Annotated in this window: 22 protein-coding genes and 1 riboswitch; of the genes, 11 read left to right on the top strand and 11 right to left on the bottom strand. The window is 66.0% G+C overall.

What is annotated here, in order from left to right; all coding sequences use genetic code 11:
- Positions 1-9: 9 nt before the first annotated feature.
- Positions 10-1,182, bottom strand: a complete 1,173-nt coding sequence (locus PcP3B5_RS19005; RefSeq protein WP_061560270.1) for an IS4 family transposase — start codon at positions 1,180-1,182, stop codon at positions 10-12.
- 183 nt (positions 1,183-1,365) lie between these two features.
- The gene (locus tag PcP3B5_RS19000; RefSeq protein WP_061562129.1) at positions 1,366-2,430 is read right to left on the bottom strand and encodes a putative urea ABC transporter substrate-binding protein; all 1,065 of its coding nucleotides are present in this window, start codon (positions 2,428-2,430) and stop codon (positions 1,366-1,368) included.
- A 56-nt stretch (positions 2,431-2,486) separates the two neighbouring features.
- A riboswitch (guanidine-I (ykkC/yxkD leader) is annotated at positions 2,487-2,585 on the bottom strand.
- 250 nt (positions 2,586-2,835) lie between these two features.
- On the opposite strand from PcP3B5_RS19000, the gene PcP3B5_RS18995 reads away from it, so the two are divergent.
- Both PcP3B5_RS18995 and PcP3B5_RS32035 read left to right on the top strand, forming a co-directional pair.
- Complete coding sequence (locus PcP3B5_RS18995) at positions 2,836-3,090, top strand: DUF1145 domain-containing protein (protein ID WP_058070261.1); 255 nt, start codon at positions 2,836-2,838, stop codon at positions 3,088-3,090.
- 100 nt (positions 3,091-3,190) lie between these two features.
- Positions 3,191-3,352, top strand: a complete 162-nt coding sequence (locus tag PcP3B5_RS32035; protein WP_203228507.1) for a hypothetical protein — start codon at positions 3,191-3,193, stop codon at positions 3,350-3,352.
- A 49-nt stretch (positions 3,353-3,401) separates the two neighbouring features.
- Here PcP3B5_RS32035 and PcP3B5_RS18990 read toward each other — a convergent pair whose 3' ends face one another.
- Complete coding sequence (locus tag PcP3B5_RS18990) at positions 3,402-4,568, bottom strand: LacI family DNA-binding transcriptional regulator (RefSeq protein WP_237143049.1); 1,167 nt, start codon at positions 4,566-4,568, stop codon at positions 3,402-3,404.
- Positions 4,569-4,668: 100 nt separating this feature from the next.
- Here PcP3B5_RS18990 and PcP3B5_RS18985 point away from each other — a divergent pair, with 100 nt between their 5' ends.
- The 4 genes from PcP3B5_RS18985 (at position 4,669) to PcP3B5_RS18970 (ending at position 9,709) form a co-directional block, all read left to right on the top strand.
- Positions 4,669-5,568 carry a nitrilase family protein gene (locus tag PcP3B5_RS18985; protein ID WP_061562127.1) on the top strand — a complete coding sequence of 300 codons (900 nt, stop codon included), beginning with the start codon at positions 4,669-4,671 and terminating at the stop codon, positions 5,566-5,568.
- Between the two features lie 11 nt (positions 5,569-5,579).
- The gene (locus PcP3B5_RS18980) at positions 5,580-6,794 is read left to right on the top strand and encodes a hypothetical protein (RefSeq protein ID WP_061562126.1); all 1,215 of its coding nucleotides are present in this window, start codon (positions 5,580-5,582) and stop codon (positions 6,792-6,794) included.
- 204 nt (positions 6,795-6,998) lie between these two features.
- Positions 6,999-8,300, top strand: a complete 1,302-nt coding sequence (locus PcP3B5_RS18975; RefSeq protein WP_145923988.1) for an MFS transporter — start codon at positions 6,999-7,001, stop codon at positions 8,298-8,300.
- Between the two features lie 20 nt (positions 8,301-8,320).
- Positions 8,321-9,709 (top strand): amidase, encoded by a 1,389-nt coding sequence (locus PcP3B5_RS18970; RefSeq protein ID WP_061562124.1) that lies wholly within the window; start codon positions 8,321-8,323, stop codon positions 9,707-9,709.
- Between the two features lie 36 nt (positions 9,710-9,745).
- Here the strand turns inward: PcP3B5_RS18970 and PcP3B5_RS18965 are convergent, their stop codons facing one another.
- Positions 9,746-10,675, bottom strand: coding sequence for a LysR family transcriptional regulator (locus PcP3B5_RS18965; RefSeq protein ID WP_061562123.1), 930 nt, complete (start codon positions 10,673-10,675; stop codon positions 9,746-9,748).
- A 100-nt stretch (positions 10,676-10,775) separates the two neighbouring features.
- Here PcP3B5_RS18965 and PcP3B5_RS18960 point away from each other — a divergent pair, with 100 nt between their 5' ends.
- A complete protein-coding gene (locus PcP3B5_RS18960) occupies positions 10,776-12,761 on the top strand; it encodes an alkyl/aryl-sulfatase (RefSeq protein WP_061562122.1) in 1,986 nt (661 codons plus the stop codon).
- A gap of 599 nt (positions 12,762-13,360) precedes the next feature.
- Here PcP3B5_RS18960 and PcP3B5_RS18955 read toward each other — a convergent pair.
- The 5 genes from PcP3B5_RS18955 to PcP3B5_RS18935 form a co-directional block, all read right to left on the bottom strand.
- The gene (locus PcP3B5_RS18955; protein ID WP_061562121.1) at positions 13,361-14,002 is read right to left on the bottom strand and encodes an NAD(P)-dependent oxidoreductase; all 642 of its coding nucleotides are present in this window, start codon (positions 14,000-14,002) and stop codon (positions 13,361-13,363) included.
- Between the two features lie 108 nt (positions 14,003-14,110).
- On the bottom strand, positions 14,111-15,001 hold the full coding sequence (gene mmsB, locus PcP3B5_RS18950; RefSeq protein ID WP_061562120.1) for a 3-hydroxyisobutyrate dehydrogenase: 891 nt from the start codon (positions 14,999-15,001) through the stop codon (positions 14,111-14,113).
- A gap of 67 nt (positions 15,002-15,068) precedes the next feature.
- Positions 15,069-16,172 carry an enoyl-CoA hydratase/isomerase family protein gene (locus tag PcP3B5_RS18945; protein WP_061562119.1) on the bottom strand — a complete coding sequence of 368 codons (1,104 nt, stop codon included), beginning with the start codon at positions 16,170-16,172 and terminating at the stop codon, positions 15,069-15,071.
- A gap of 10 nt (positions 16,173-16,182) precedes the next feature.
- Entirely contained in the window at positions 16,183-17,001 is an 819-nt protein-coding gene (locus PcP3B5_RS18940; protein ID WP_009618757.1) for an enoyl-CoA hydratase, read from the bottom strand.
- Between the two features lie 207 nt (positions 17,002-17,208).
- A complete protein-coding gene (locus tag PcP3B5_RS18935) occupies positions 17,209-18,372 on the bottom strand; it encodes an isobutyryl-CoA dehydrogenase (protein ID WP_061562118.1) in 1,164 nt (387 codons plus the stop codon).
- Between the two features lie 141 nt (positions 18,373-18,513).
- Here PcP3B5_RS18935 and PcP3B5_RS18930 point away from each other — a divergent pair, with 141 nt between their 5' ends.
- Positions 18,514-19,395: an AraC family transcriptional regulator gene (locus tag PcP3B5_RS18930; protein WP_061562117.1), complete on the top strand. Its 882-nt coding sequence runs from the start codon at positions 18,514-18,516 to the stop codon at positions 19,393-19,395.
- Positions 19,396-19,398: 3 nt separating this feature from the next.
- Here the strand turns inward: PcP3B5_RS18930 and PcP3B5_RS18925 are convergent, their stop codons facing one another.
- Positions 19,399-20,268: an HDOD domain-containing protein gene (locus PcP3B5_RS18925; protein WP_081884682.1), complete on the bottom strand. Its 870-nt coding sequence runs from the start codon at positions 20,266-20,268 to the stop codon at positions 19,399-19,401.
- Positions 20,269-20,339: 71 nt separating this feature from the next.
- On the opposite strand from PcP3B5_RS18925, the gene ung reads away from it, so the two are divergent.
- Complete coding sequence (gene ung / locus PcP3B5_RS18920) at positions 20,340-21,035, top strand: uracil-DNA glycosylase (RefSeq protein WP_058070269.1); 696 nt, start codon at positions 20,340-20,342, stop codon at positions 21,033-21,035.
- Between the two features lie 440 nt (positions 21,036-21,475).
- On the opposite strand, the gene PcP3B5_RS18915 is transcribed toward ung, so the two are convergent.
- On the bottom strand, positions 21,476-22,390 hold the full coding sequence (locus PcP3B5_RS18915; RefSeq protein WP_061562116.1) for a LysR substrate-binding domain-containing protein: 915 nt from the start codon (positions 22,388-22,390) through the stop codon (positions 21,476-21,478).
- 103 nt (positions 22,391-22,493) lie between these two features.
- Between PcP3B5_RS18915 and PcP3B5_RS18910 the strand changes: the two genes are divergently transcribed.
- Complete coding sequence (locus tag PcP3B5_RS18910; protein ID WP_058490192.1) at positions 22,494-23,579, top strand: tartrate dehydrogenase; 1,086 nt, start codon at positions 22,494-22,496, stop codon at positions 23,577-23,579.
- 250 nt (positions 23,580-23,829) lie between these two features.
- Complete coding sequence (locus PcP3B5_RS18905; RefSeq protein ID WP_061562115.1) at positions 23,830-25,434, top strand: BCCT family transporter; 1,605 nt, start codon at positions 23,830-23,832, stop codon at positions 25,432-25,434.
- Positions 25,435-25,481 lie beyond the last annotated feature (47 nt).

Below are 25,481 nucleotides of genomic sequence, written 5' to 3'. Positions count from 1 at the left end.
CGGCACGCCTCATGCTATTAACAGCTGCCCCTGACGCAGGTTGATCTCGCGTATTCGCTCCTGCCGTCGTCGGTAACGTTCGGCCTCCAGGCCTGGGCGCTGAAACAGCGTTGCCTGTACCTCCACCATCAGCATCCACAGGCTTTGCCGCGTTCCCGTCCTGCGTTGGTAAAGGTTCAGCAGCAAGTAGCTGATCAGCGCACAGAGAATCTGGATGCGCACGGCATTCTCGCTACGGCCCAGGAAACGCCTGACCTTCAGGTGTTGCTTGATCCATTTGAAAAACAGCTCGATCCGCCAGCGATCCCGATAGCGCTCGGCGATTTCTGCCGCCGGGCTGCTCAGGTCGTTGGTCGCCAGGCTCAGAGGCGGCTCATCGCCTGGGCGGTTCACCAGGATCCGCCGCAGGGGCTGGGTGTAGTGATTACGCCGTCGGCCACCTGGGTTGCGGTTGGAGAAGCTCACCTCTTCGTCTCGCAGGATCGTTTCCCGGTCTTGCTGGGGAACCTCGCGCTGGGCCAGGACCTTGAGCCGCACATTGGACTTGAATCGTGTGACGAAGCGGGCCTTCTGGGCATCCAGGCTCGCCCACCAGTTGAAGTCGTAATAGCCCTTGTCGAATACGTAGGTGGCCTGTGGCTCGATACCCAGCGTCCGGCCTTCGTCGATGTCGTTGACGTTGGCTGCGCTGAAGCTGCAATGCACCGGTGCTGCCGCCTGCTCGGCATACAGCACATGGACTTTCAGCCCCTGGGAGCGGGTTCGATTGGACAGCGTCCATTCGTCGAAGCCAGGGCCCTTGAGGGTGATCGTGGTGGAGTCCAGCAGGTACAGCAGTTCCTTCCCGTCACGGCGTAACTGCCGGCAGACGCCCGCCATCAGGTAGTGCGCAACCTGGGCGAAGACCTCGGTATTACGGCGTTCGTTGGCATCGGCCAGGGTGGAACGCCGGATCGGGCCCGTCCCCAGGTGATAGTGCTGATGGGGATGGCTGTTGAAGCTGGTTTCAAGCGCCCGCAGGCTGCTCACGCCGGCCAGTTGGGCATACACCATGGCGACCAGGTGATCCCAGCTGCCAAAGCGCTTGCTGTGCTTGTCGGCGCCGTGTTCGGCGACCAGTCGATCGAAGACGCCGCGAGGCAGCGCTTTTAGTACATCGTGAAAACGGCTTATCCTGAACATCTTGCGGGGGCTGTGAGGTTGAGTTGGCGCTCAACGGTTTAACCCGTGCCTTCAGCCCCCGCAAGCCCTCCAGACGCCCCCTCGAAAATATTCCGGACAGTAGTGCGCGTTCGCGGGAATGACGCTGGGGGAAGGAGCCTCGTCTCGTCATCCCCGCGAACGCGGGGAACCAGAAACCACGCGTCAGAGCTTGCCGTCGGCGGCCAGCTGCACGTAGGTCGGGTCGAAGCGCAGCTTGAGGTTGCCGGCGTCGCCGTAGCTGGCGCCGCCGGCGAAGCTCATGCCCACCGCGTCGGCCGACTTGGCGCCTTCGCCGAGCAGGCCGTGGGCGAAGGAGAACTTCGCGACGCGCTGCATGGTTTCCGCCAGCGCCGGGCTGGTGGCGAAGGCCAGGGCCTCGGCCGGGGTGGCGAACAGCCGGGTGGTGGCCAATTGCGCCTGGTAGCCGGCGAGGTCGGTGCCCGAGGCCTTGGCCATGTGTTCCAGGGCAGCCTTGGCTTGCGCGTCGTCGGCCTTCATCAGCGCCACCGTCTCGAACCAGGCGCCGGCCAGGGCCTTGCCCAGGGCCGGGTTGTCCTTCAGCGTCCGGCTGTTGACCACCATCATGTCCATGATCTCGCCGGGCACCTTGCTGGAGTCGAACACCTCGCTGGTGCCGGGCTTGGCGCGGGCTTCGGCGAGCATCGGGTTCCAGGTGGTCACCGCCTGCACCTCGTCGGTGTTGAAGGCCGCGGCGATGTCGGCGTCGGAGGTGTTCACGGTCTTCACGTCCTTCTCGCTCAGCCCGGCGTGCTCCAGGGCGCGGGCCAGCAGGTAGTGGGAGACCGACAGTTCCACCAGGTTGATGTCCATGCCCTTGAGGTCGGCGACGGTCTTGCCCGCGCCCTTGACCACGATGCCGTCGTTGCCGTTGGAGAAGTCGCTGACGATCAGCGCGGTGGAGTCCACGCCGCCGGCGGCGGGGATGGTCAGGGCGTCCATGTTGGTCATGGTGCAGCCGTCGAACTGCCCGGCGGTGTACTGGTTGATCGACTCGATGTAGTCGTTGAGCTGGGTGACCTTGATCTGGATGCCGTACTTCTTCGCCCACTTGTCGACGATGCCGTGGCTGGCGGCGTATTCCCAGGGCATCCAGCCGGCGTAGATGGTCCAGCAGAGGTTGAAGCTGTCCTTGGGCGCGGCGGAGGCGCCGAGGCTTAGGGCTGTCAGGGCTGCGGCGAGCAGGGCGGGCAGACGGGGCTTGCGCATGGGGAACCTCCGGTTGGTTGTCGGGCGGGCAGGAGTCGGGCGGCTAGGTCGCGCTCTTCTCCCGGGCTTTTGTCCCGCCGTGTAACCTCGCTGGAGGTCGATGGCTCTCGGACCAGTCACTCGCCATGCGAGCCGGAACCCTAGCCATCCATTTTCGAATTGTGGTGCCGCCGGCCCGCGTTGGCGGGCGATTCCTGCACGCCGCTGACAAAGCGAGGGGCGTGCCAACTTCGCCCAGGGCCCGTGGCAGAAGGCTTGGCTCCGCCGGGCGGGGTGTTGCGCCGGGCCGCCATGCGCCCTGATGAGGCACGCCGCCACATCCTGGTGCGCCAGTCGAAAGTCGGTGTCGGCCGGTGCGCGGCCCACGGCAGACTGCGCGGACCATCCACCCCATCGGAGTCGCCCATGTCGCACCTGCTGTCCTTCGCCAAGGGCGCGCTGGCCATGTTCTGGCTGGCCGCCGCGGTCAACCTGCTGTACCCGTTCGGCGAGCTGTACCGCCCGCTGCTGTTGCTCTCGGTCGTGCTGTTGGCGCTGCACGCCGGCGAGGTGCTGCTGCTGGGCCGGCGCCTGAAGGCGCGCCGGCAACCCTGGCTGGAACGCCTGCAGGTACTGTTCTTCGGCGTGCTGCACCTGCCCGCGCTGCGGGTAAATCCGTGATTTACATAAGCTTTACCCTGTAGCCGGGCACCGCCGCCGGGGCGCCGGGTCTGATCGTATAAGCCGCTGATTCGAAGCGGATGCCGATCAGGAGTTAGCCATGCGTCGCCTTCTCGTTGCCCTGCTGTTGTTCCTGCCGCTGTCCGGCTGCGTGGTCTACGAACACGACCATGGCGGCTGGCGCGGTGGCCATCGCTACTACGCGCCTCCGCCGCCGCCGGTACGCTACGCCCCGGCCCCCGGCTACTACTGGCGTCGCTGATGCCCCTGCTGACGGCACCTTCGGGTGCCGTCAGTGCCAAGGGCGGCCATCAAGGATGGTGGTACTGGGCGCTATCCCGGACGATCAGCGATGGCGCCAGCTTTTCGGATTCCACTGTTTTCCCTTCCATGAGCTTCAGCAGCAGTTCGACGGAGCGATAGCCCATCTCGTGCATGGGAGAGCGCACGCTGCTCAGTGGTATCGGGAGTTGGGAGGCGAGGGGCGTATCGTTGAATCCAATGATGGCGATATCGCGCCCCGGCGTTAGGCCATGGGCCCTGGCCGCACCCATGAGCCCGATTGCGAGGAAGTCGTTGACCGCGAATATTGCAGTGGGTGGGGTGGATTCGGAAAGCAGCTTCATACCGGATTCATAGCCGGCAGGTGCATCGAAATGGCTGTTCAGGATCCACTCGGGTGGAATCCGGATACCTGCTTCCCGGCAGCGCTCGACGAAGCCCGCGGTTCTGTCCAGACCGGTGCTGGCGAAGGTTTCCCCAGCAATCACCGCTAGCCGGGTATGCCCTTGTTCCAGGAAGTACTGCGCGGCCAGGCGGCCACCTTGGTAGTCGTCGCAAGTAACCGCACAGTAGTCGCCGGCATGGCGGCTGACCAGCACGAACGGAATGCCTCGCTTGGCGATGTCCTGCAGGAACCGATTGTCCGAGGTCATGTGCGCATCGCCGATGATCAGCCCGTCGACCCGTCGGGCCAGGGCCATTTCTCCTCTTTCGCGTTGGTTCTCCAGCGAGTCGTTGGTGTTGAAGACGAAGGTGAAGACGCGATTGTTCGTCGCTGCTTCGTCGATGCCTTCGTAGATGGTCGCCAGCACCAGGTCCGACAGGCGCGGTACCAGAACCCCTATGACCTGGCTGCGCTGGGTCTTGAGGCTGGTGGCGTGTGGGTTGGGTCGATAGTTCAATTCCGCGGCGAGTTGCCTGATGCGCTGGACCGTTTCGGGGGAGGCCGCCAGTGCAGCGCTGTCCTGCGAGCCATTCAACACGCGGGATACCGTGGAGACATGGACCCCCAGGCGCGCAGAAAGCTCCTTCAGCGTGATGGGCTTGTTTCTCCGGTTCTCCATACCTTCCTTCATGCGGGTGTGTTGCGGGGGAGGAGCCGCAAGTGTGCCGCCTTCCCAGCGGGATTTGAACATCGACGGCTGGGGCAAGCAGGTCTCGGCCAGTCTTTTCGAGGGCGACGAAGTGCTTTTCATGAGGGTTGACTTTTTTTCCTGATCCTCCATATTTCGCAAACCCAAACGTTTGGGTTGTTTTGGCCAAACGTTTGCCTAACAACAAAAAGAGGAAAAAGTCATGAGTCAAACCCAAGGCGCGGGCGTGAGCCCGGTGCGCATCGCAGTACTCCAGTTCGATCCGCAGGTCGGCATGGAAAATCGGGATCGCAATCTACGGCACGGGCTGGGGATGGCTCAGCAAGCGGCGGAGGCTGGGGCCAACCTGATCGTGATGCCTGAACTGGCGAACACGGGCTATTTGTTCACTTCGCGCGAGGAGGCGTTCGAGCACGCCGAGGAGGTACCCAACGGGCCAAGTGTTCAGGTCTGGATGGATTTCGCGCGCAAGCACAAGGTCTATCTTGTTGCCGGCGTGGCCGAGCGGGAGGGGATGCAACTCTACGACTCTGCCGTGCTGGTTGGGCCGGAAGGCTTCATTGGCCACTATCGCAAGGCCCACCTGTGGAACCTGGAAAAACTCTGGTTCACTCCGGGGAACCTGGGCTTCCCGGTGTTCGATACGCCGATTGGCCGCATTGGCCTGCTGATCTGCTGGGATATCTGGTTTCCCGAAGTTCCGCGTCTGCTGGCGCAGCAAGGCGCCGACATCATCTGCAGCGTCAACAACTGGGTGTGGACGCCGCCGCCGCTGTTCGACGAGTCGGGCAAGTGCATGGCGTCCTATCTGACGATGACCGCTGCCCATGTGAACAATGTCTTCATCGCAGCGGCAAATCGCGTGGGAACGGACAGGGGCGAGCGTTTCCTGGGATGTTCGCTGATCGCTGGCACCAATGGATGGCCTATCGGCGAGGTGGCTCCCGCGGACAAGGAGGTCATCCTCTATGCCGATGTGGACCTGAGCTCGGCGCGCAGCGCGCCGATATGGAACAACCTGAACGACCTGCTGCGTGATCGTCGTGTCGATCTCTACGACGCCATGCTGGGCTATACCGGCCATCGCGCTTTTCCACGCTGAGGAGACTCTTCATGGAAAACGCATCCATGGCTGGAAAAGCCGGCAGCCGGAACGCTCCCATTCTCACTCTGGTCGTGAACGGCATGGCCGCTGCTGTATTGGTGGCCGTTCTGTCGAGTCTCGCCTATGCCGCCACCTTTCTCGGCCAGTCGTCCAGCGCATCCTGGCCGGGGTTCGCCGGGCTGATGGCCGAACTGCCCGGGCCCATGGCAGCATTGCGTTGGCTATTGGGCGACATGAGCGAGGCGACCTTTTACAAACATGAGCTCGCCTCCATTGGCATGCTCGCCGGTGCGCTCCTGGCCTACTGGGGATACCGGAAGGGGAGAGCCTGGCAGGGTTTTGCCATTGCCTATGGCACGGGGCTTTGGCTCTGGATACTGCTGAGTTCGGTACTTGGGTTGGTCCTGAGTAATCTGCTGTGGGGCTGGACGTTGTTTGCCAGCACTGCCTGGCAACCCACCTTCGTCCCCTTCGTTTCCTTGCCGGCGGCGATGGTCCTCATGTTTGGCCGAGGCTGGCGGGTGGCATTGACCGGAGCGGTAATGGGGGCGTTGCTGGTCACCCCTTGCTCATTGCTGATCGTCAATTACTTCTGCAATCCACTCTCCCTGCCAAGCGTCATCGGTAATGTCGGCGGCATGGCGCTTGGTAGCGTGATCGCGTTCATTCTTTGCCGTCGCCTGCAGTGGTTGCGCGGTAATACCGGGGACGTGGAGACGGGTGATTCGCCGAACCCATCCGTTCAGACGGGCCATGGTGCGATCTGGACGGTCAGAAGAATCCTGGCGGACTTCACGGAGGCCCCGTTCTGGGGAAACGAGCTGGCCAGCCTGGGGCTTATCCTGGGCGTCATGCTCGCTGCGGTATTGAATCCTTTGGGACCTGTCTACGGGACCGGGCTGCTTGCCCCGCTGTTGACGGCCCAGGCTCTGGCTTCGGCCGTGGGAGTCGTGATCTGGCGTCGCCAGTGGATAGCCAGAGGTTGGTATCCGACCTATATCCCTGTGGTCTCTGTCGCGCCTGCGGCGGTATTGACCTATGGGGGAGCGCCAATCGCCATCCTGGTCGGCGCCACTTTGGGAGCGCTGTTGGGGCCGCCGTTGGCAACCTTTGTTTCTAGCCGCTTGCCCAGGGATATCCATCCCTATGTGGGTAACGTGGTATCCATGGCAATTTGCACATTGCTCGTCGTCCCGCTCATTGGCTACTTGCCAGGGGTATGAACACCCTGATTCTTCACTTCCCGCCAACACTGAACGGCCGTTCTTGCCACTGCGTATCCATTAATTAAACCAGCTGGGGCCCGGGACATTGGAATATGTCTCATGCCTGACTGTTCCTTTCAGAAGGTGTTCTGTTCGCGCCTTCCTTGTAGAGGTATGCCCGTGTATTCGAATAATGGAAATTTCCGCTATGTGATTTTCTCAATGATCGTGCTATTGGCTCTGATCAATTATGTTGATCGTGGAGCGATCTCTTATGCTGCCGAAGCTATTACCGGGGAGTACGGACTAGATAAAAAAGAGTGGGGTGCTGTATTAGGTTACTTCGGCTATGGCTATATGTTCGGTGCCCTGGTCGGCGGGATGCTGGCGGACCGTTTCGGCCCGCGCCGGGTATGGATAGTTGCGGGTTTTGCCTGGTCCGTCTTCGAGATAGCCACCGCCTATGCCGGAGAAATTGGCCTGGCCATGGCTGGTGGCTCCGCCCTGGCGGGTTTCGCGCTGGTCCGTGTGTGTTTTGGTTTTTCCGAAGGGCCGGCCTATTCCATCATCAATAAGACCATAAGCAACTGGGCAACGACGCGGGAACGTGGCTTCGTTGTCGGCTTCGGTTTGCTGAGCACTCCCCTGGGGGCCTTGCTGACCGCTCCGGTTTCAGTCGGGCTGCTGCACCTGACCGGCAGTTGGAGAAGTATGTTCATTATCCTTGGGGTTGCAGGGTTGGTAGTTCTCTTCCTGTTCATGAGGATTTTTACCGATCACCCCAGGGATAATCCACGCGTCTGTGCTGAAGAACTGGCTGAGATTGAAAGCTCACAAACCTCCAGCGGCTCCAGGTCGGTTGAGGGGAGCCTGAAGCTTGCTTGGTGGGAGTTTTTCCGCAGCAGGACTCTGGTGCTGAATACAGTCGGGTACTTTTCTTTTATTTATGTGAACTTCCTGCTGTTGACCTGGACGCCTAAATATCTTCAGGACCAATTCAATTATTCCCTTTCCTCCCTGTGGTACATGGGCATGATCCCCTGGATTGGCGCCTGCTTCACCGTTTTGCTCGGAGGGCGCCTGTCCGATTGGCTACTCAGGCGCAGTGGCCGGCTGGTGGTGGCTCGTAGTTGGTTCGCCTCGGCGTGCCTGCTGTTGACTACCCTGTGCTTCCTCCTGGTTTCCCAGGCTGAGTCGGCGGTTGTGGTGGTGGCCTTGATGACGCTGGCGAATGCGCTCAATGCCCTGCCCAATTCGGTCTACTGGGCCGTGGTCATCGACAGCTCTCCTGCCAACCGGGTGGGAACCTTCAGTGGATTGATGCATTTCATCGCCAACATCGGCGCGGTCGCGGCTCCCACGCTGACGGGATATCTCACCCTGCAGTACGGCTATTCATCGATGTTCATGGCCGCCGCAGTGGCAACGGCCATTGGTATGTCGGCCATGGTGCTGGTACGCCCTGGGCTGAAATCACGAAATGAAGACAGGCGCGCCGACGATGCTGTCACCGAGGCGCGATAGGTTCGATATGGGGATTGAAAATGTCCATTAGCAACAAGCTGCACCCCCCTGCGGTTGGTTTCTTCGCTGGCAGGGACCTGACCGCGCTTGCCCGGGAAATACGAGCAGGAAGCCTGACCTCGGTGGCTTTGGTGAAGCATGCGCTGGATGGCGTGGAGAAGCTGAACCCGGCGCTCAATGCCTTCGCTCATGTGGCAAGGGATAAGGCTCTCGAAGAGGCCATGAGGGCTGATCGTGAGTTGGCCACAGGCATCGATAAGGGGCCGTTGCACGGTATTCCCGTCGGCATAAAGGACAATATTTCCACTGCCGGCGTGCCTATGACCATGGGCTCCGCGCACTTCAATGGATATGTCCCGGATCGGGATGCGGCATGCGTTGCCGCGCTGAGAAAGGCCGGAGCGATCATTTTCGGCAAGACGACTACCCATGAGTTCGCCTACGGCCCCACGGGGGACTGTGCCGTGCAGGGGGCCACTCGAAATCCTTGGGACACAACGAGAATTCCAGGCGGGTCGAGTTGCGGGAGTGCCGTGGCGGTTGCCGCCGGCATTCTGCCCGTGGCCTTGGGCACGGATACGGGAGGTTCCGTGCGCATACCCGCGGCCTTGACCGGTGTGGTCGGCTTCAAGCCCAGCTACGCTCGCATTCCCATGGACGGCGTATTCCCGCTGTCGAAAACCCTGGACCATGTTGGTGTGATCGCCGGGAGCGCTGCGGATGCCGCGGTAGTGTCCGGGATTCTTTTCGCACCGAAGGAGGACATGTCCGCAATGGCTGCGGAGCGATCTCTCGCCGAGATATCGATCGCCTGGGTTCCGCCCGCTTTGTTCGAGGCATATGGCCCTGCTGTCGAGAGGTCCGTATACGGGGTCCTGAGTTCGGTCCTGGAGAAAGAGCCTCCTGTTGCCCAGTTGATGGAGGCGATGGTCGACGATCTGCGCAAAGCCATTGGCTGGGTGCAGAAAAGCGAAGCATACGAGGTACATGCGGAACGGATTGCGGAGCACCCCGAACTGTTCCAGCCCGAAGTGCTTGAGCGCCTATTGGCATCATGCGAGGTCAGGGGCTGGGAGTACGTGCGGGGAATGGCCTTACGCCAAAGATGCCAGGCGCTTTTCGGGTCCTTGCTAGGGGAGCACGACTTCTTGGCCATGCCGACGGTTCCCCTTGTCGCCCCAAGGCTATATGAGCGCTTGGTCCATATCGACGGACGGGACATCCCTGTGCGGGACTCCTTGCTGGGCTTGACCAATGCATGGAACCTGCTGGGGCTTCCTGCCATCAGCATTCCTTGTGGAACGGTGGAGGGACTACCCATAGGGCTTCAACTGGTCGGTGGGTTGGGGCGTGACGAGCATGTGCTTGAGGTGGCCCGATTGCTGGAGAAGCTTTCTTGGACTGGATAGTTTCCTGGCTATGACTGACGGCACCTTCGGGTGCCGTCAGTCGTTCTGCGCCGGGCCTTCGACGCCCTGGCCGTCGACCTGCAGCAATAGCTCGACGAACGCCTGGGCCGCCGGCGACAGGCTGCGGCTGGCGTGGCGCACCAGGCCGTAGGCCGAGCCGCGCAGCGCGGCGTCGCCGGCCTGGCGCGGCCAGGGCAGGGTGGCCAGGCGCCCGGCGGCGACGTCGGCGGCCACCACGTCGGCCACCGCCAGGCACAGCACGTCGCTGCCGCGCACCAGTTCCTTGAGCATCAGCACGTCGTCGCACTGCACGTCCAGCGGCTGCTCGCGGCCCAGGCTGCGGGCCAGGCGCTGGTGGGCGTCGCGCGGCAGGCGCGGGCCGGCCAGCGGGTAGTCGCGCAGGTCGTCGATGGCCAGGCGCCCGCGCGCCAGCAGCGGGTGGCCGGGTCGGCAGAACAGCAGGCTGTCGTGCTCGCGCAGCGGCTGGATGTCCAGGCGCGGGTCGCCCTGCAGTTCGCGGCAGTCGGCGACGAACAGTTCCAGCTCGTCGTCCAGCAGGCGCCGGTGCAGCAGCTGCCAGTTCTCGATGGCCAGCGCCACGCTGACCCGCGGGTGGGCGCGGCTGAAGGCCGCGAGGGTCTGCGGCAGCAGGCGCGCGGCGGGGAAGGGGCCGGCGCCCAGGCGCAGTTCGCCGGCCTCCAGGTTGCCCAGCTGGCTCACCGCGTTGTCCAGCGCGCGGCTGCCGGCCAGCAGGCGGCGGGCGTGCTCCAGCACCAGCCGGCCGTGGGCGGTCAGGCTGATGCCGCGCGGGTTGCGGTCGAGCAGGCGGCAGTCGAGCTGGTTTTCCAGGGCCTGGATGCTGCGCGAGAGCGCCGGCTGGCTGAGGTTCACCGCTTCGGCGGCGCGGGCGAAGTGGCCGTGTTCGGCGAGGGCGACGAAATGGCGGAGCTGGCGCAGGTCGGTCATGCTTGGTATGCATCAGGATCGGTAAAGGAATGCATTGGAATTATTGCCATGCCTGCCGGCATAGTGCCAGGCATTCCCATAACAAGAACCGGAGTTTTCCATGCTGCGCCTTTCCGCCGCCGTCCTGCTGGCCGGCCTGTCGCCCGTGCTGCTCGCCGCCGACGACCCCACCGATGCGCCCAAGCCGCCCAGCGCCTTCACCGTGGCCCTGCAGCAGAAGGTCCGCGAGACGCTGCCGTTCAACGACCGCGCCGACTTCGCGCGGGTCGAGCAGGGGCTGATCAAGCGCCCGGAACAGCTGGTGATCCGCAACGACGACGGCAGCGTGGCCTGGCAACTGGGCGGCTTCGGCTTCCTCGATGCTGGCCAGGACATCGACAGCATCAACCCCAGCCTGCAGCGCCAGGCCCTGCTCAACCTCAAGTACGGGCTGTACAAGGTCGCCGACGGCATCTACCAGGTGCGCGGCTTCGACCTGGCCAACATCACCTTCGTCCAGGGCGACAGCGGCTGGATCATCATCGACACCCTGACCACCCCGGCCACTTCCAAGGCTGCCTACGCCCTGGTCAGCCAGGAGCTGGGGCAGAAGCCGATCAAGGCGATCATCTACAGCCACGCCCACGTCGACCACTTCGGCGGGGTGAAGGGCCTGGTGAGCCAGGAACAGGTGGACAAGGGCGAGGTGCAGATCATCGCGCCCAAGGGCTTCATGGAGTCGGCGATCAAGGAGAACGTGCTGGCCGGCAACGCCATGCTGCGCCGCGCCACCTACCAGTACGGCACCGAGCTGCCCAAGGGCCCACGCGGGCTGGTGGACATGGCCATCGGCAAGGCCGTCGCCCACGGGCCGATGAGCCTGATCGCGCCGACCCGGCTGATCGAGAAGGACGACGAGCAGCTGCGCATCGACGGCGTCGACTTCGCCTTCCAGAACACCCCCGGCACCGAGTCGCCCTCGGAGATGAACGTCTGGCTGCCGAAGCAGAAGGCCCTGCTGATGGCCGAGAACGTCACCGGCACCCTGCACAACCTCTACACCCTGCGCGGCGCCGAGACCCGCGACGCGCTGGGCTGGAGCAAGTACATCAACGAGGCGCTGCACCGCTACGGCAACCAGGCCGAGGTGATGTTCGCCGTGCACAACTGGCCGCGCTGGGGGCATGAGGACATCGTCCGCACCCTGGAGAAGCAGCGCGACCTCTACGGCTACCTCAACGACCAGAGCCTGCACCTGGCCAACCAGGGCGTGACCATCAACCAGATCCACGAGCGCTTCCAGCTGCCGCCGGAGCTGGCCAACGAGTGGTACAACCGCGGCTACCACGGCTCGGTCAGCCACAACGTGCGCGCGGTGGTGAACAAGTACCTGGGCTATTACGACGGCAACCCGGCCACCCTCAACCCGCTGGCGCCGGAGGATTCGGCGAAGAAGTACGTGGCGTTCATGGGCGGTGCCGAGCACGTGCTGCAGATGGCGCAGAAATCCTTCGACCAGGGCGAGTACCGCTGGGTGGTGGAGGTGGTCAACAAGCTGGTCTTCGCCGAGCCGGACAACCAGGCCGCCCGCCGCCTGCAGGCCGACGCCCTGGAGCAGCTGGGCTACCAGGCGGAGAACGCCGGCTGGCGCAACAGCTACCTGGCCGCGGCGGACGAGCTGCGCCACGGCGTGCCGCGCGACCTGCCGTCGCTGAAGACCTCCAGCGCCGATGCCCTGGCCGCCATGGACACCGGCCTGCTGTTCGACTACCTGGGCGTGCGCCTGAACGCCGGCAAGGCCGAGGGCGAGGACTTCGCCATCAACCTGGTGTTGCCGGACATCGGCCAGGAATACCTGCTGGAGCTGAAGAACTCGCACCTGAACAACATCCGCGGCGTGCACAGCGAGGACGCCGGGCAGACGGTGACCATCGACCGCGCCGACCTCAACCGCCTACTGCTCAAGGAGGCCAACCCGGTGGTGCTGATCGCCCAGGGCAAGCTGAAGAGCTCGGGCAATCCGCTGTTGCTGGCCAAGCTGTTCGGGATGCTGGATGACTTCGAGTTCTGGTTCGATATCGCCACGCCGGGGAAGCGCGAGGGGTGATGCGGGAAGACGTACCCTCGTAGGATGGGTTGAGCGAAGCGATACCCATCACCAGGGTCCGATGGGTATCGCAAGCTCAACCCATCCTACGCAGAGCATCGCGGCGCAGGCGGCGGGCCAGTTGTTCACTCCCGGAAGAGCGCCCTCTCCCCAGCCCTCTCCCGCAAGCGGGAGAGGGGGCCGTTCGGAGCGGGGGATAGTTCAGCGTCAGCCGGCGAGTTCGCAGGGCGGATAACCGTTCGCGGTTACCCGCCGCATTTCGGCGCCCCTACAAGCACGGCATTTCCCCGTAGGACCTTGTCCGCGATGGTCGGAACCACCGGCGCGGTTCGCGGATGGGATCCGCTCCTACGCCGCCCCACCCGCGGTGTTCCCTTGTAGGAGCGCGCCCTGCGCGCGAAATCGCGGGCAGGGCCCGCTCCTACAGTTTGCTGGGAGGCATGGCGTTCTCGCCCGTAGGACCTTGTCCGCGATGGCCGGAACCACCGGCGCGATTCGCGGATAAGATCCGCTCCTACGCCGCCCCACCCGCGGTGTTCCCTTGTAGGAGCGCGCCCTGCGCGCGATTTCGCGGGCAGGGCCCGCCTACGGTGTTCCGTTCAATAGGCCACGGTGAAGCGCTGGCGGTGGTGGGCGGGGCGTTCCGCTTCGTCGAGCATGGCCACGGCCAGGTCGGGGAGGGAGATGCGGCTTTCGCCTTTGGCGTCGAACAGCACCTGGTCGCCGCCGATGCGGAAGCTGCCGGTGCGCTGTTCGCCTTCCAGGAGCATGGCCGGGCTGAGGAAGGCCCAGTCCAGGTCCTTTTCGCCGCGCAACTGGTCGAGGGCGTCGGCGGCGCCCAGGGCGCCCTGTTTCCAGGCTTCGGGGAATTCCGGGCTGTCCACCAGGCGCTGGCCGGGGGCGATTTCCAGGCTGCCGGCGCCGCCGAGCACCAGCAGGCGCTTCACCCCGGCGGCCTTGGCGCCGTCGAGGATGGCCTGGCTGCCGCGGGCGTGGGCGGCGCGGATGTCCGGGTTGCCGCAGCCGGCGTTGAAGGCGCTGATGACCACGTCATGGCCGGCAACCGCCTTGGCCACCTGCGCGGCGTCGTAGACGTCGGCGCGCACGACGGTGAGGCCGGCGCGGTTGGCCAGCCTGGCCGGGTCGCGGACCAGCGCCGTCACCAGCAGGCCGCGGCGCAGCGCTTCTTCCAGGAAATAATGGCCGACATGGCCGGTGGCACCGATCAGGGCGATTTTCATCGTTAAGCTCCAGGGCAAAGGCCGTAGCACGGCGGAATGGCGCCCATGATCGGCCACGCCCTGCGCGGGAAAAACCGGCCGGGCCGCCATGCACTCGTAAGCTGTGCTTCACAATCCCTGGTCGAACAGCTTCTGCACCACCGAGAAGTCCTTGTCGCCGAAGCCCTGCTTGAGCAGCAGGCGGTAGAGGCTGGTGGCCAGGCTGCCCAGCGGCGTGGCGTTGCCGGTGAGCTGCGCGGCCTCCTGGGCCAGGCCGAGGTCCTTGGCCATCAGCGCGCTGAGGAAGCCGCCCTCGTAGCCGCGCGAGGCCGGGGCGTTCTCCATCACCCCGGGCCAGGGGTTGTAGACCTCCAGCGCCCAGTTGCCGCCGGAACTGCGCCGCATGATTTCGGACAGCACCAGCGGGTCCAGTCCGTTGGCCACGCCCAGGGCCAGGGATTCGGCGGTGCCGATCATGAGGATGGCCAGCAACTGGTTGTTGCACACCTTGGCCACCTGGCCGGCGCCGTCGCTGCCGGCGTGGAAGATGTTGCGGCCCATGGCGGAGAAGATCGGCTTGGCCTTCTCCAGCACCTGGGCGTCGCCGCCGACCATGAAGGTGAGGGTGCCGGCGACGGCGCCGCCGACGCCGCCGGAGACCGGCGCGTCGAGCATGGGAATCCGGCGTTCAGCCGCCGCATGATGGACCTTGCGCGCCGAGGCCGGGGCGATGGTGGAGCATTCCAGCACCAGGGTGCCGGGGGCGATGTGCTGCAGCAGGCCCTGCTCGCCGAGGTAGAGCCCCTCGACGTGCTGGCTGGCCGGCAGCATGGTGATCACCACGTCGACGCCGTCCACCGCGTCGTGGGCGCTGCGCGCGGCGCTGGCGCCCAGCGGCACCAGGCCGTCGACGGCGCTCTGCACCAGGTCGAAGACCCGCAGCAGGTAACCGGCCTTGAGCAGGTTGGCGGCCATGGGCGCGCCCATGTGGCCGAGGCCGATGAAGGCTATCTGTTTCATCCGCGTTCTCCTCTGGTTGCCAGGGGTGAACGCCACGAAGCACGTCTTTCACGGGGAGGGGGCGGGGCTACAGGTCCGCCAGCGGGTGCGCGCCCTCCCAGGTCGCCTCGAAATGCGCGTCCACCACTGCCTCAGGTATGGCAGCGATCTGTGGCCAGTGCCAGTGCGGCGTGTTGTCCTTGTCGATCAGCCGGGCGCGCACGCCCTCCGGGAATTCCGGGTGGCGGCAGCAGTTCAGGCTCATGGCGTATTCCATGCGGAACACCTCGGCGAGCGACGAATGGCGCGCGCGGCGGATCTGCTCCCAGACCAGCCGGGCGGTCAGCGGGCAGCCGCTGGCCAGGGTCCGCGCGGCCTTGGCCAGCAACGGATCGGCGTCGTTCTGCAGGGCGGCCAGGGCCTGCCAGGCGTCGTTGGCGTCGGCCACGTCGAGCAACTGGTCCAGGCGCTCGCGGCGCGGCAGCAGCTGGGCCTCGGGCAGTTCGCCGCGGGCCTCGTGCTCCAGGGCGCGGAGCAGGCTGTGCAACTGCACGTCCGGCTGTTCGCGCCAGTTCAGCTGGATCAACCCGGTGATCAGGTCCTCCTGCTGGTTGTCCAGCAGGAAGCGGTCGGCCAGGTCCAGGTCCAGCGCGTCGCGGGCGTTCATCTGGGTGGCGCCCAGGCCGAGGAACAGGCCCAGGCGCCCCGGCAGGCGGGCGAGGAACCAACTGGCGCCGACGTCCGGGTACAGGCCGATGCTCACCTCCGGCATGGCCAGGCGGCTGGATGGGGTGACGATGCGCACCCCGGCGCCCTGCATCAGGCCCATGCCGCCGCCCATCACGTAGCCGTGGGCCCAGCACAGCAGCGGCTTGCCGTAGCTGTGGATGAGGTGGTCGAGGCGGTATTCGTCGGCGAAGAAGCGCCGCGCCAGTTCCGGCACCTCTCCGGGGTGTTCGCGGCAGGCGTCGACCAGCTTGCGCACGTCGCCGCCGGCGCAGAAGGCCTTGGTGCCGGCGCCGCGCAGCAGCACGCAGGCGATGTGCGGGTCGTCGCGCCAGATCTGCAGGCGTTGCAGCAGCGCCTCGATCATCGGCAGGCTGAGGGCGTTGAGGCTCTTTTCCGCATCCAGGGTCGCTATGCCGATGCGGAAGCCGTGCAGCCCGTGGCGTTCCTCGAAAAGTACATTCATCGGGTCATCCTTACTTGTTGCGCCAGTTCGGTTCGCGTTTCTCCAGGAAGGCGTTGACGCCCTCGCGGGTGTCGTCGGCGTCGAACAGGTCGACGAAGCGCTCGCGCTCCTCCGGCAGCCAGGTGTTCGGGCCGCGCTCGCGGGCGCCCTGGATCAGCGGCTTGATGGTGCGCACCGCCACCGGGCTCTGCCGCGCCACCTTGGCCGCCAGCAGCAGGGCGGTGCCGCGGGCCTCGCCGCTGTCCACCACCTGCTCGACCAGGCCGATGCGCTGGGCGGTCTCGGCGTCCACCCGCTCGCCGCAGAGGATCATGCGCTTGGCCCAGCCTTCGCCGACCAGCCAGGCCAGCGCCTGGGTGCCGCCGGCGCACGGCAGCAGGCCCACCGCGGCCTCGGGCAAGGCCATCTGCGCGTGGCGCTCGGCGATGCGGATGTCGCAGGCCAGGGCGCATTCCAGGCCGCCGCCCATGGCGTAGCCGTTGATCGCGGCGATGGACACGCCGCGGAAGTCGCGCAGCGCCTCGAAGGCCTCGCCGAAGCGCCGGGCCATTTCGCGGGCGCGGGCCTTGTCGCCGTCGGCGAACATGTTCAGATCGGCGCCGGCGGAGAAGAACTTCGGCCCCTGGCCGGTGATCACCAGGGCGTAGATGTCGTCGTCGCGGTTGAGGTGCTCGATGAGCTGGCGCAGGCCGATCAGCGAATCGCGGTCCCAGGTGTTGGCCGGCGGGTGGTTGATGGTGACCAGCGCGGTGTGGCCATGCTTCTCCACGGTGAGCTTGTGGGTCAGGTCGAAGTGGCCGGGCTTGTAGGGTTCGACGGCGGTGCTCATGGGGTTCTCCTTGGCAGGGCGCGGGCCGGGGCCGGCGCCGGGGTATGCGGGGACTCTAGGGGGCCCGGGCCTGGGCGTCCATGTCCGTTGCGTTCGGATTGGACCGTGCGGGCGGGCGTTTTTTCCATCTTTCTGCGCGGTGCTTTTCGTGGCATGGGTATCGCTTCGCTCAACCCATCCTACGGGCGAGGGCCGGGTGCGGGGCGGTTACAGCAGGCGGTCGAGCATGCCGCCCTGGTCGAGCAGGCGGCGCGCGACTATCACCCGCATGATTTCGTTGGTGCCTTCGAGGATCTGGTGCACGCGGCTGTCGCGCACCCAGCGCTCCAGCGGGTAGTCGTTGAGGTAGCCGTAGCCGCCGTGCAGTTGCAGGGCCTCGTTGCACAGGGCGAAGCAGCGGTCGGTGGCGAAGCGCTTGGCCATGGCGCAGTACAGCGTCGCCTCGGCGTCCTTGTGGTCCAGCTTGTGCGCGGCCAGGCGCACCATCTGGCGGCTGGCGGTGAGGTCGGTGAGCATGTCGGCGAGCTTGAACTGCAGGGCCTGGAACTCGGCCAGGGCCTTGCCGAACTGCTTGCGTTCCTCGACGTAGCGCAGCGACTGCTCCAGCGCCGCCTGGGCCGCGCCCAGGGAGCAGCTGGCGATGTTCAGGCGGCCGCCGTCCAGGCCCTTCATGGCGTAGACGAAGCCCTGGCCTTCCGGGCCGATGCGGTTGCCCGCCGGGATGCGCACGCCCTCGAAGGTGATGGTGCGGGTGGGCTGGGCCTTCCAGCCCATCTTGTCCTCGTTGCGGCCGTAGCGGATGCCCTCGGCGTTGGCCGGCACCAGGAAGCAGGAGATGCCCTTGGCGCCGTCCGCGCCGGTGCGCGCCATGACGATCAGCACGTCGGTGGAGCCTGCGCCGGAGATGAAGGTCTTGGCGCCGTCCAGCACGTACTCCTCGCCGTCGCGGCGGGCGCGGGTGCGCAGGTGCGCGGCGTCGGAGCCGGCGTCCGGCTCGGTGAGGCAGTAGGAGGCCAGCGACTCGCCGCCGATCAGCCCGGGCAGCCACTGCTCCTTGAGCGCCGCGTCGCCGAAGCTGGCGAGCATCCAGGCGGCCATGTTGTGGATGGTGATGTAGGCGGTGGTGGCCACGCAGCCGGCGGCCAGTTGCTCGAAGATCAGCGACGCGGACAGCCGCGACAGGCCCAGGCCGCCGTCTTCCTCGGCGATGTAGAGGCCGAGGTAGCCCTGCTCGGCGGCGCGGCGGATGACGTCGACCGGGAAGTGGTGCTCGCGGTCCCAGTCCGCGGCGTGCGGCGCCAGTTCGTGGCGGGCGAAGGCTTTGGCGCTTTCCACCAGCAGGCGCTGTTCTTCGCTGAGATCGAATTCCATGGAGCTTCCTCGGTTTGTTCTTGTGAAGTGGGACAGCCTGCCACGGTTATAGCGCGAGGCGGGCCCCGCTGTGGATTGACGATCTTGCCTCGGGGATGGACGATCTTGGCATTGGATCGACTTCCCAGGGTATTCATCCGCATGTCCGGCAGCCCGCTTCTCTCGGCCTGGCCCCTGCCGCAGCAGGGTGTCCGCTTCATCACCCCGCCGCGGCTGCGCCGCGCCCTGGCCCGGCACCCGCTGGGCCAGGCCTGCTACCCGCTGGCGCTGGGCTATTACCCGGCCGCCGCCGGGCACCGCATGGAGCGCCAGGCGCCGGACGACCACCTGCTGATCTACTGCAGCGCCGGGGAGGGCTGGCTGAGCTGCGCGGATGGACGATTCGAGGTGCTGGCCGGCGACCTGCTGGTGCTGCCCAAGGGCCTGGCCCACGCCTATGGCGCCGCGCCCGGGCGGCCCTGGTCGATCTACTGGGTGCACCTGGACGGCGCCCTGGCCGAGGAGTTCCTGCGCCCGCTGGGTTCCTCGCCGCGCCTGCGGGTGGGCGTGCAGCCGCGCCTGCGCGGGGAGTTCGACGCGCTGCTGGCGCTGCGCCGCCAGGGCCTGAGCCTGCCGCACTTCATCCATGCCGCGCACCTGCTGCAGGCCCTGCTGACCTCCCTGGCGCTGCGCCCGGTGCGCGCCCGGCTGAAGTCCGGCGCGGTGCTGGACATCGAGGCGGTGCAGGCGCTGATGCGCGAGCACCTGGACAGCAGCCTCAACCTCGACGAGCTAGCCGCGCAGTTCCGCCTGTCGCGCTTCCACTTCGCCAAGACCTACCGCGCGCTGACCGGCCGGGCGCCGATCCAGGACTTCATCCGGTTGAAGATGACCCACGCCTGCCGCCTGCTCGACCAGGGCCACCTGGAGGTGCGCCAGGTGGCCGAACAGCTCGGCTATGCCGATGCCTATTACTTTTCGCGGCTGTTCAAGCGGGTGGTGGGGATGGCGCCCAGCCACTACCGGGCGCTGCACCAGGGCTGAGGCTCAGCGGCCGGCGAGCAGGCGCTGCCAGAGCTTCACTTCTTCGTTCAATTGCGCGCGCAGCTGCGGGATGGGCTGTTGCAGCGCCGGGCAGCCCTGCGCCAGGCGGCGGAAGGCCGGCAGCTCGGCCAGGGCATCGCCGGCCAAGGCCGGATTGCGCAGTTGCTCGGCCACCTGCACCAGGTCGGCGAGGTCGGCCGGGCCGTCGTGCTCGCGCTCCCAGCGGCTGCGCTGGCGGGCGCATTCGATGGTCAGGGTGGGCAGCTTCCAGACGGTCATGATGACCACGCCGATGTCGCCGGACAGTTGCTCGCACAGGCGCTGCAGCGACTCGGCATCGCGCGGGTACTGCGGCCAGCGCTCCAGCTCGGCCAGCAGCGGCAGGCTGCCGACGTCCTGCAGCAGGCCGGCGAGGATGGCATCGTCGGCCTCGGCCACCTGGCTGTGCTGGGCGAGCAGGGCGCTGTAGGCGGCGCGCTCGCGGGCAGCGTTCCAGCGCGCGCGGAACATCTGCTGGAGGATGCGTTCCTTGCCGATGTAGAGGTTGCGCAGGGAGAAGCCCAGCACCAGGTTGCCCAGGCGCCGCGTGCCCAGGCGCGCCAAAACGTCGCGCAGCGAGGCGCAGGGGCGGGCGCCGCGCAGCAGCGGGCTTTCGGCGAACTGCATGAGGTAGGCGGCCAGCGGCGGGTCGGCGTTGATCACCCGCGCCAGTTGCTCCAGCGAAGTGCGCGCATCGCCCAGCAGGCGGCGCACGCGCAGGTGCGACTCGGGCATCTGCGGCACCTTGGCCTCGCCCTTGAGGAAACGGTTGTACAGCGCGAAGCGCACGGCGTCGGCAGGGGGGATGGCAGGAGAGCTTTCCGAGGGATCCATGGACTTTGCCGCATTGACAAGGGGCGGGAGCTTTTCTTAGGGTGCGGCGGCCATGTTCCATCAGGTGTCCCATGACCGAGACCGACGATCGTATCAAACTGGAAGAGAGCTGGAAGAGTGCCCTGCGCGAGGAGTTCGACAAGCCGTACATGCGCGAGCTGGGCGAATTCCTGCGCAGGGAGAAGGCCGCCGGCAAGGTGATCTACCCGCCGGGCCCGCTGATCTTCAACGCCCTCAACTCCACGCCGCTGGACAAGGTGAAGGTGGTGATCATCGGCCAGGACCCCTACCACGGTCCCGGCCAGGCCCACGGCCTGTGCTTCTCGGTGCAGCCGGGGGTGCCGGCGCCGCCGTCGCTGCAGAACATCTACAAGGAGCTGCAGCGCGACCTCAACGTCCCCATTCCCAGCCACGGCTACCTGCAGCACTGGGCGGAGCAGGGCGTGCTGCTGCTCAACACCTCGCTGACGGTGGAGCAGGCCCGCGCCGGCTCCCACGCCCAGGCCGGCTGGCAGCAGTTCACCGACCGGGTGATCGAGGTGGTCAACGAGCGCTGCGACGGCGTGGTCTTCCTGCTCTGGGGCTCCCACGCGCAGAGCAAGCAGAAGCTGATCGACCCGCGCAAGCACCTGATCCTCAAGTCCGCCCATCCGTCGCCGTTGTCGGCTTACCGTGGCTTCCTCGGCAACGGGCATTTCAGCCGGACCAACAAGTTCCTCGAGCAGAATGGCAAGACGCCGATCGATTGGGCGTTGCCGGAGGTTTGAGGGCTGGGGTGGTGTGGTGTATGCCGGGTGTTTCGGTGCGGGGTGTGACTACGCGCCCTCTCCCCAACCCTCGGCTGCGCGCCCCGCCCTGAAGGGAGAGGGGGCTGTCCTGAGTGGAGTGGAAGTCAGGCTTCATTCTGAAAGTTCTACTGCGTTGCGGTATCAGGCTGAAACCGATCAACCCGGCCGCGCCGAACGGCCCCCTCTCCCTCTGGGAGAGGGTTGGGGTGAGGGTAAGGAGTCAACCCGAAACACCACCGCCGACGGTGAACACAATCGCGGACGGAGCCCGCTCCTACCCCCTCCGGTAAGCACAAGACCCGTAGGATGGTGTTGAGCGAAGCGATACCCATCACCGCAACTGCCAGCGGTGAACACCGTTCGCGAGCAAGCTCGCTCCTACGAAAAGCCTTCAGCCTTCAGCCTTCAGCCTTCCCCGTTCAACTCTCCGGCAGCGTATAGCGCTCGGCGAAATACTGCCGGAAGAACTCCACCGCCACCCGCACCCTGGCCGAGCTGGACAGGGGCGCGGCGTGCACCGCCCAGATGTCCGCCTGTTGCTGGTATTCCGGCAGCACCTGCACCAGGCGGCCGTCGGCCAGGCTGTCGTGCACGTCCCACCAGGAGCGCAGGAGGATGCCGCGGCCGTCCAGGCACCACTGGTGCACCACCTCGCCGTGGTTGGACGACAGCGGCCCGGTGACCTTCACGTTCTCCTCGCCGCTGGGCCCCTCCAGGTGCCAGACGCCGAAGGGGTGGTCACGCTCCTTGATCACCAGGCAGTCGTGGCTGGTCAGCTCGGCCAGGCTGCGCGGCGTGCCGCGGCGTTCCAGGTAGGCCGGCGCCGCGCAGAGCACCCGGCGGTTCTTTGCCAGGGGCTTGGCGATGAGGTTGGCGGCGATCTCGTTGCCCACGCGGATGTCCAGGTCCACGCCCTCGGCCACCAGGTCCACCAGGCGGTCGTGGACGTCCAGGCGGATGTCCAGCTGCGGGTAGCGCGCCGCCAGCTCCGACAGCGCCGGGGCGACGAAGCGCCGGCCCAGGCCCAGGCTGCTGGCGATGCGCAGCTGGCCGCTGGGTTCGCGGTGCAGCGCCGAGACCTCGTCGCCCATGCGCTGCACCGAATCGAGGATGCGCAGCGCCCAGTGGTACACCCGTTCGCCGTCCTCGCTCACCGACACCCGCCGGGTGGTGCGGTGCAGCAGGCGCACGCCGAGGTTCTGCTCCAGCAGGCGGATGCGCTTGCTGATGAAGGCGGTGGACATGCCCAGCTCGCTGGCGGCGGCGGCGAAGCTCGCGCGCTTGGCGACCTGGACGAAGACGGCGAGGTCTTCCAGGTTCGGCAGATTGTTCACGATTCGTGTCTTAAGAATCCATGGAAAGCAGGATTATGTTTTCGAATGGCGCTTATAGCATGGTCGGCACGACAAGCCCTACAGCCACAAGAGTGTGTCCAGCATGAGCAAGACCTATCGCATCGCCGCCATCGCCGGCGACGGCATCGGCAACGAAGTCCTCCCCGAAGGCCTGCGCGTCGTCCAGGCGGCGGCCGCCAAACACGGCCTGGCGCTGGAGTTCGAGCACTTCGAGTGGGCCAGCTGCGACTACTACCTGCAGCACGGCAAGATGATGCCCGACGACTGGTTCCAGCAGCTGCAGGGCTTCGATGCCCTGTACTTCGGCGCGGTCGGCTGGCCGGACAAGGTGCCCGACCACATCTCCCTGTGGGGCTCGCTGCTGAAGTTCCGCCGCGAGTTCGACCAGTACGTGAACATCCGCCCGGTGCGCCTGTTCCCCGGCGTGCCGTGCCCGCTGGCCAACAAACAGCCCGGCGACATCGACTTCGTGGTGATCCGCGAGAACACCGAGGGCGAGTACTCCTCCCTGGGCGGGCGCATGTTCGAGGGTACCGAGAACGAGTTCGTGCTGCAGGAATCGGTATTCACCCGCCGCGGCGTCGACCGCATCCTCAAGTACGCCTTCGACCTGGCCCAGAGCCGCGAGCGCAAGCGCCTGACCTCGGCCACCAAGTCCAACGGCATGGCCGTGAGCATGCCCTACTGGGACGAGCGCACCGAGGCCATGGCCGCGAACTACCCGCAGATCACCTGGGACAAGCAGCACATCGACATACTCTGCGCGCGCTTCGTGCTGCAGCCCGAGCGCTTCGACGTGGTGGTGGCCTCCAACCTGTTCGGCGACATCCTCTCCGACCTCGGCCCGGCCTGCGCCGGCACCATCGGCATCGCACCCTCGGCCAACCTCAACCCCGAGCGCAAGTTCCCCTCGCTGTTCGAGCCGGTGCATGGCTCGGCGCCGGACATCTACGGCAAGAACATCGCCAACCCCATCGCCATGATCTGGTCCGGCGCGCTGATGCTGGACTTCCTCGGCCAGGGCGATGCGCGCTACCGCGCCGCCCATGACGACATCCTCGCGGCCATCGAGCAGGTCATCGCCGAAGGCGAGGTGACCCGCGACATGGGCGGCCAGCGCTCCACCCAGGAAGTGGGCGAGGCCATCGCCGCGCGCGTCGCCGGCTGAGTTCCCCCGGCCCGCTGCGCAACGGGAAGGCGCAGCGGGCCGCCAATGATCCGGAAGGCCCCATGAGACCTGCGCTTCAGGCTTGCAGGGAGAAAGCGTTGCGGGCACAATGTTAACCATTGGATTTTGGTTAACTTAAGGTTTACAGAAGGAAGCGCAAGCACAGCCGAACGAAACAATCCTTCCCACCCACAGACGGGATTTGCCTACCCGCGGGCGGGGAGACTTCCATAGCTCCAGGAGTCGATTGATGTCGCACAAGAACAAAAAGATTGATGTGTTCCTGATTACCGTAAGCCTCGTCGCCGTGCTGCTCACCGTGGTCGGCCTGGCCGCGTTCCCGGAACAGTCCGGGCAGCTGGCCAACACCCTGTTCGAACTCTCCACCCGCACCTTCGGTACCAGCGTGCAGTTGCTGGTGTTCTCCAGCTCCCTGGTGGTGCTGTACCTGGCCTTCAGCAAGTACGGCCACATCCGCCTGGGGAGCGGCAAGCCGGAATACTCCACCGCCACCTGGGTGTTCATGTTCATCTGCGCCGGCATGGGTTCCTCGACCCTGTACTGGGGCGTGATGGAGTGGGCCTACTACTACCAGACCCCCGGCCTGAACATGGTCCCCGAGTCGGCCCAGGCGCTGGAATACAGCGTCAGCTACTCGTTCTTCCACTGGGGCATCAGCGCCTGGTCGATCTACGCCCTGGCCTCGCTGGCCATGGCCTACCACTTCCACGTGCGCAAGAAGAGCGGCCTGAACCTGGCTTCCATCGTCGAGGCCGTCACCGGCTTCAAGGCCACCGGCCCGGTGGGCCGCGCGGTGGACCTGATCTTCCTGCTGACCATGATGGGCGCGCTCACCGTGTCCCTGGCGCTGACCGCCTCGACGCTCACCCGCGGCCTCTCCGGCCTGGTCGGCACGCCCGACACCTTCATGGTGCAACTGATGGTCATCGGCGTGATCGCCGTGCTCTTCTCGCTCAGTTCCTACATCGGCATCGACGGCGGCCTGCAGCACCTGAGCAAGATGGTCTGCTACGGCGCCCTGGTGTTCGCCGCGGTGGTGCTGCTGGTCGGCCCGACGCAGTTCACCATCAACAACACGGCCAACGCCGTCGGCCTGATGATCCAGAACTACGTGCACATGAGCCTGTTCACCGACCCCGCCGGGGACGGCGCCTTCACCCGCAACTGGACGGTGTTCTACTGGCTCTGGTGGGTGTCCTACGCGCCCGGCGTGGCCATGTTCGTGACCCGCGTGTCGCGCGGCCGGCAGATCAGGGAAGTGGTGTTCGCCCTGTTGATGGGCGGCAGCTTCGGTTGCTGGTTCTTCTTCGGCGCGCTGGAAAGCTACAGCATGCACCAGTTCATCAGCGGCGCCGTCGACGTGCCGAAGATCCTCAGCGAGCACGGCGGCGAGAGCGCGGTGGAAGCGCTGCTGGCGGCCCTGCCGATGGGCAAGGCGTTCCTCGCCGTGTACCTGTTCATCATGGCGGTGTTCTGCGCCTCGCACATGGACGCCGCGGCCTACGCGGTGGCCGCCACCAGCACCCGCAACCTGCAGGAAGGCGACGACCCGACGCCGACCCACCGGCTGTTCTGGTGCGTGACCCTGACCCTGGTGCCGCTGGCCATGCTCTTCGCCAAGGCCTCGCTGTCGACCATGAAGACCGCGGTGGTGCTCACCGCCATCCCGTTCATGGCGATCCTGCTGGTGAAGATCTACGGCTTCCTCAAGTGGATGGTGCAGGACTACGGCTCGATGCCGGCGCACCTGATCGAGGAGGAGGCCGCCCGCCTGGCCGGCGAGGAGCCCCACGCCGAGCCGCAGCCGGTGGCCGCCGGGGCGCCCGCGCAGTAAGGGTACGGCCCGCCTCCCGAGCGGAGGCGGGCACTCCGCGGCAAATT

Source organism: Pseudomonas citronellolis, assembly GCF_001586155.1.
Taxonomy (GTDB): Bacteria; Pseudomonadota; Gammaproteobacteria; order Pseudomonadales; family Pseudomonadaceae; genus Pseudomonas; species Pseudomonas citronellolis.
Note: the sequence above shows the minus strand (reverse complement) of the source record. Positions and strands in the feature narration are given on the sequence as shown.

Excerpts from the sequence above, each read along its gene's own strand:
- PcP3B5_RS18970 (WP_061562124.1), top strand. The coding sequence starts at position 8,321 with ATGTCCATTAGCAACAAGCTGCACCCCCCTGCGGTTGGTTTCTTCGCT.
- PcP3B5_RS18960 (WP_061562122.1), top strand. The coding sequence starts at position 10,776 with ATGCTGCGCCTTTCCGCCGCCGTCCTGCTGGCCGGCCTGTCGCCCGTG.
- PcP3B5_RS18905 (WP_061562115.1), top strand. The coding sequence starts at position 23,830 with ATGTCGCACAAGAACAAAAAGATTGATGTGTTCCTGATTACCGTAAGC.
- PcP3B5_RS19005 (WP_061560270.1), bottom strand. The coding sequence starts at position 1,182 with ATGTTCAGGATAAGCCGTTTTCACGATGTACTAAAAGCGCTGCCTCGC.
- PcP3B5_RS32035 (WP_203228507.1), top strand. The coding sequence starts at position 3,191 with ATGCGTCGCCTTCTCGTTGCCCTGCTGTTGTTCCTGCCGCTGTCCGGC.
- mmsB (WP_061562120.1), bottom strand. The coding sequence starts at position 15,001 with ATGAAACAGATAGCCTTCATCGGCCTCGGCCACATGGGCGCGCCCATG.
- PcP3B5_RS18930 (WP_061562117.1), top strand. The coding sequence starts at position 18,514 with ATGTCCGGCAGCCCGCTTCTCTCGGCCTGGCCCCTGCCGCAGCAGGGT.
- PcP3B5_RS18995 (WP_058070261.1), top strand. The coding sequence starts at position 2,836 with ATGTCGCACCTGCTGTCCTTCGCCAAGGGCGCGCTGGCCATGTTCTGG.
- PcP3B5_RS18925 (WP_081884682.1), bottom strand. The coding sequence starts at position 20,268 with ATGGATCCCTCGGAAAGCTCTCCTGCCATCCCCCCTGCCGACGCCGTG.
- PcP3B5_RS18975 (WP_145923988.1), top strand. The coding sequence starts at position 6,999 with ATGATCGTGCTATTGGCTCTGATCAATTATGTTGATCGTGGAGCGATC.
- PcP3B5_RS18910 (WP_058490192.1), top strand. The coding sequence starts at position 22,494 with ATGAGCAAGACCTATCGCATCGCCGCCATCGCCGGCGACGGCATCGGC.
- PcP3B5_RS18985 (WP_061562127.1), top strand. The coding sequence starts at position 4,669 with ATGAGTCAAACCCAAGGCGCGGGCGTGAGCCCGGTGCGCATCGCAGTA.
- PcP3B5_RS18980 (WP_061562126.1), top strand. The coding sequence starts at position 5,580 with ATGGAAAACGCATCCATGGCTGGAAAAGCCGGCAGCCGGAACGCTCCC.
- PcP3B5_RS18955 (WP_061562121.1), bottom strand. The coding sequence starts at position 14,002 with ATGAAAATCGCCCTGATCGGTGCCACCGGCCATGTCGGCCATTATTTC.
- PcP3B5_RS18990 (WP_237143049.1), bottom strand. The coding sequence starts at position 4,568 with ATGAAAAGCACTTCGTCGCCCTCGAAAAGACTGGCCGAGACCTGCTTG.
- PcP3B5_RS18940 (WP_009618757.1), bottom strand. The coding sequence starts at position 17,001 with ATGAGCACCGCCGTCGAACCCTACAAGCCCGGCCACTTCGACCTGACC.
- PcP3B5_RS19000 (WP_061562129.1), bottom strand. The coding sequence starts at position 2,430 with ATGCGCAAGCCCCGTCTGCCCGCCCTGCTCGCCGCAGCCCTGACAGCC.
- PcP3B5_RS18965 (WP_061562123.1), bottom strand. The coding sequence starts at position 10,675 with ATGACCGACCTGCGCCAGCTCCGCCATTTCGTCGCCCTCGCCGAACAC.
- PcP3B5_RS18935 (WP_061562118.1), bottom strand. The coding sequence starts at position 18,372 with ATGGAATTCGATCTCAGCGAAGAACAGCGCCTGCTGGTGGAAAGCGCC.
- PcP3B5_RS18945 (WP_061562119.1), bottom strand. The coding sequence starts at position 16,172 with ATGAATGTACTTTTCGAGGAACGCCACGGGCTGCACGGCTTCCGCATC.
- ung (WP_058070269.1), top strand. The coding sequence starts at position 20,340 with ATGACCGAGACCGACGATCGTATCAAACTGGAAGAGAGCTGGAAGAGT.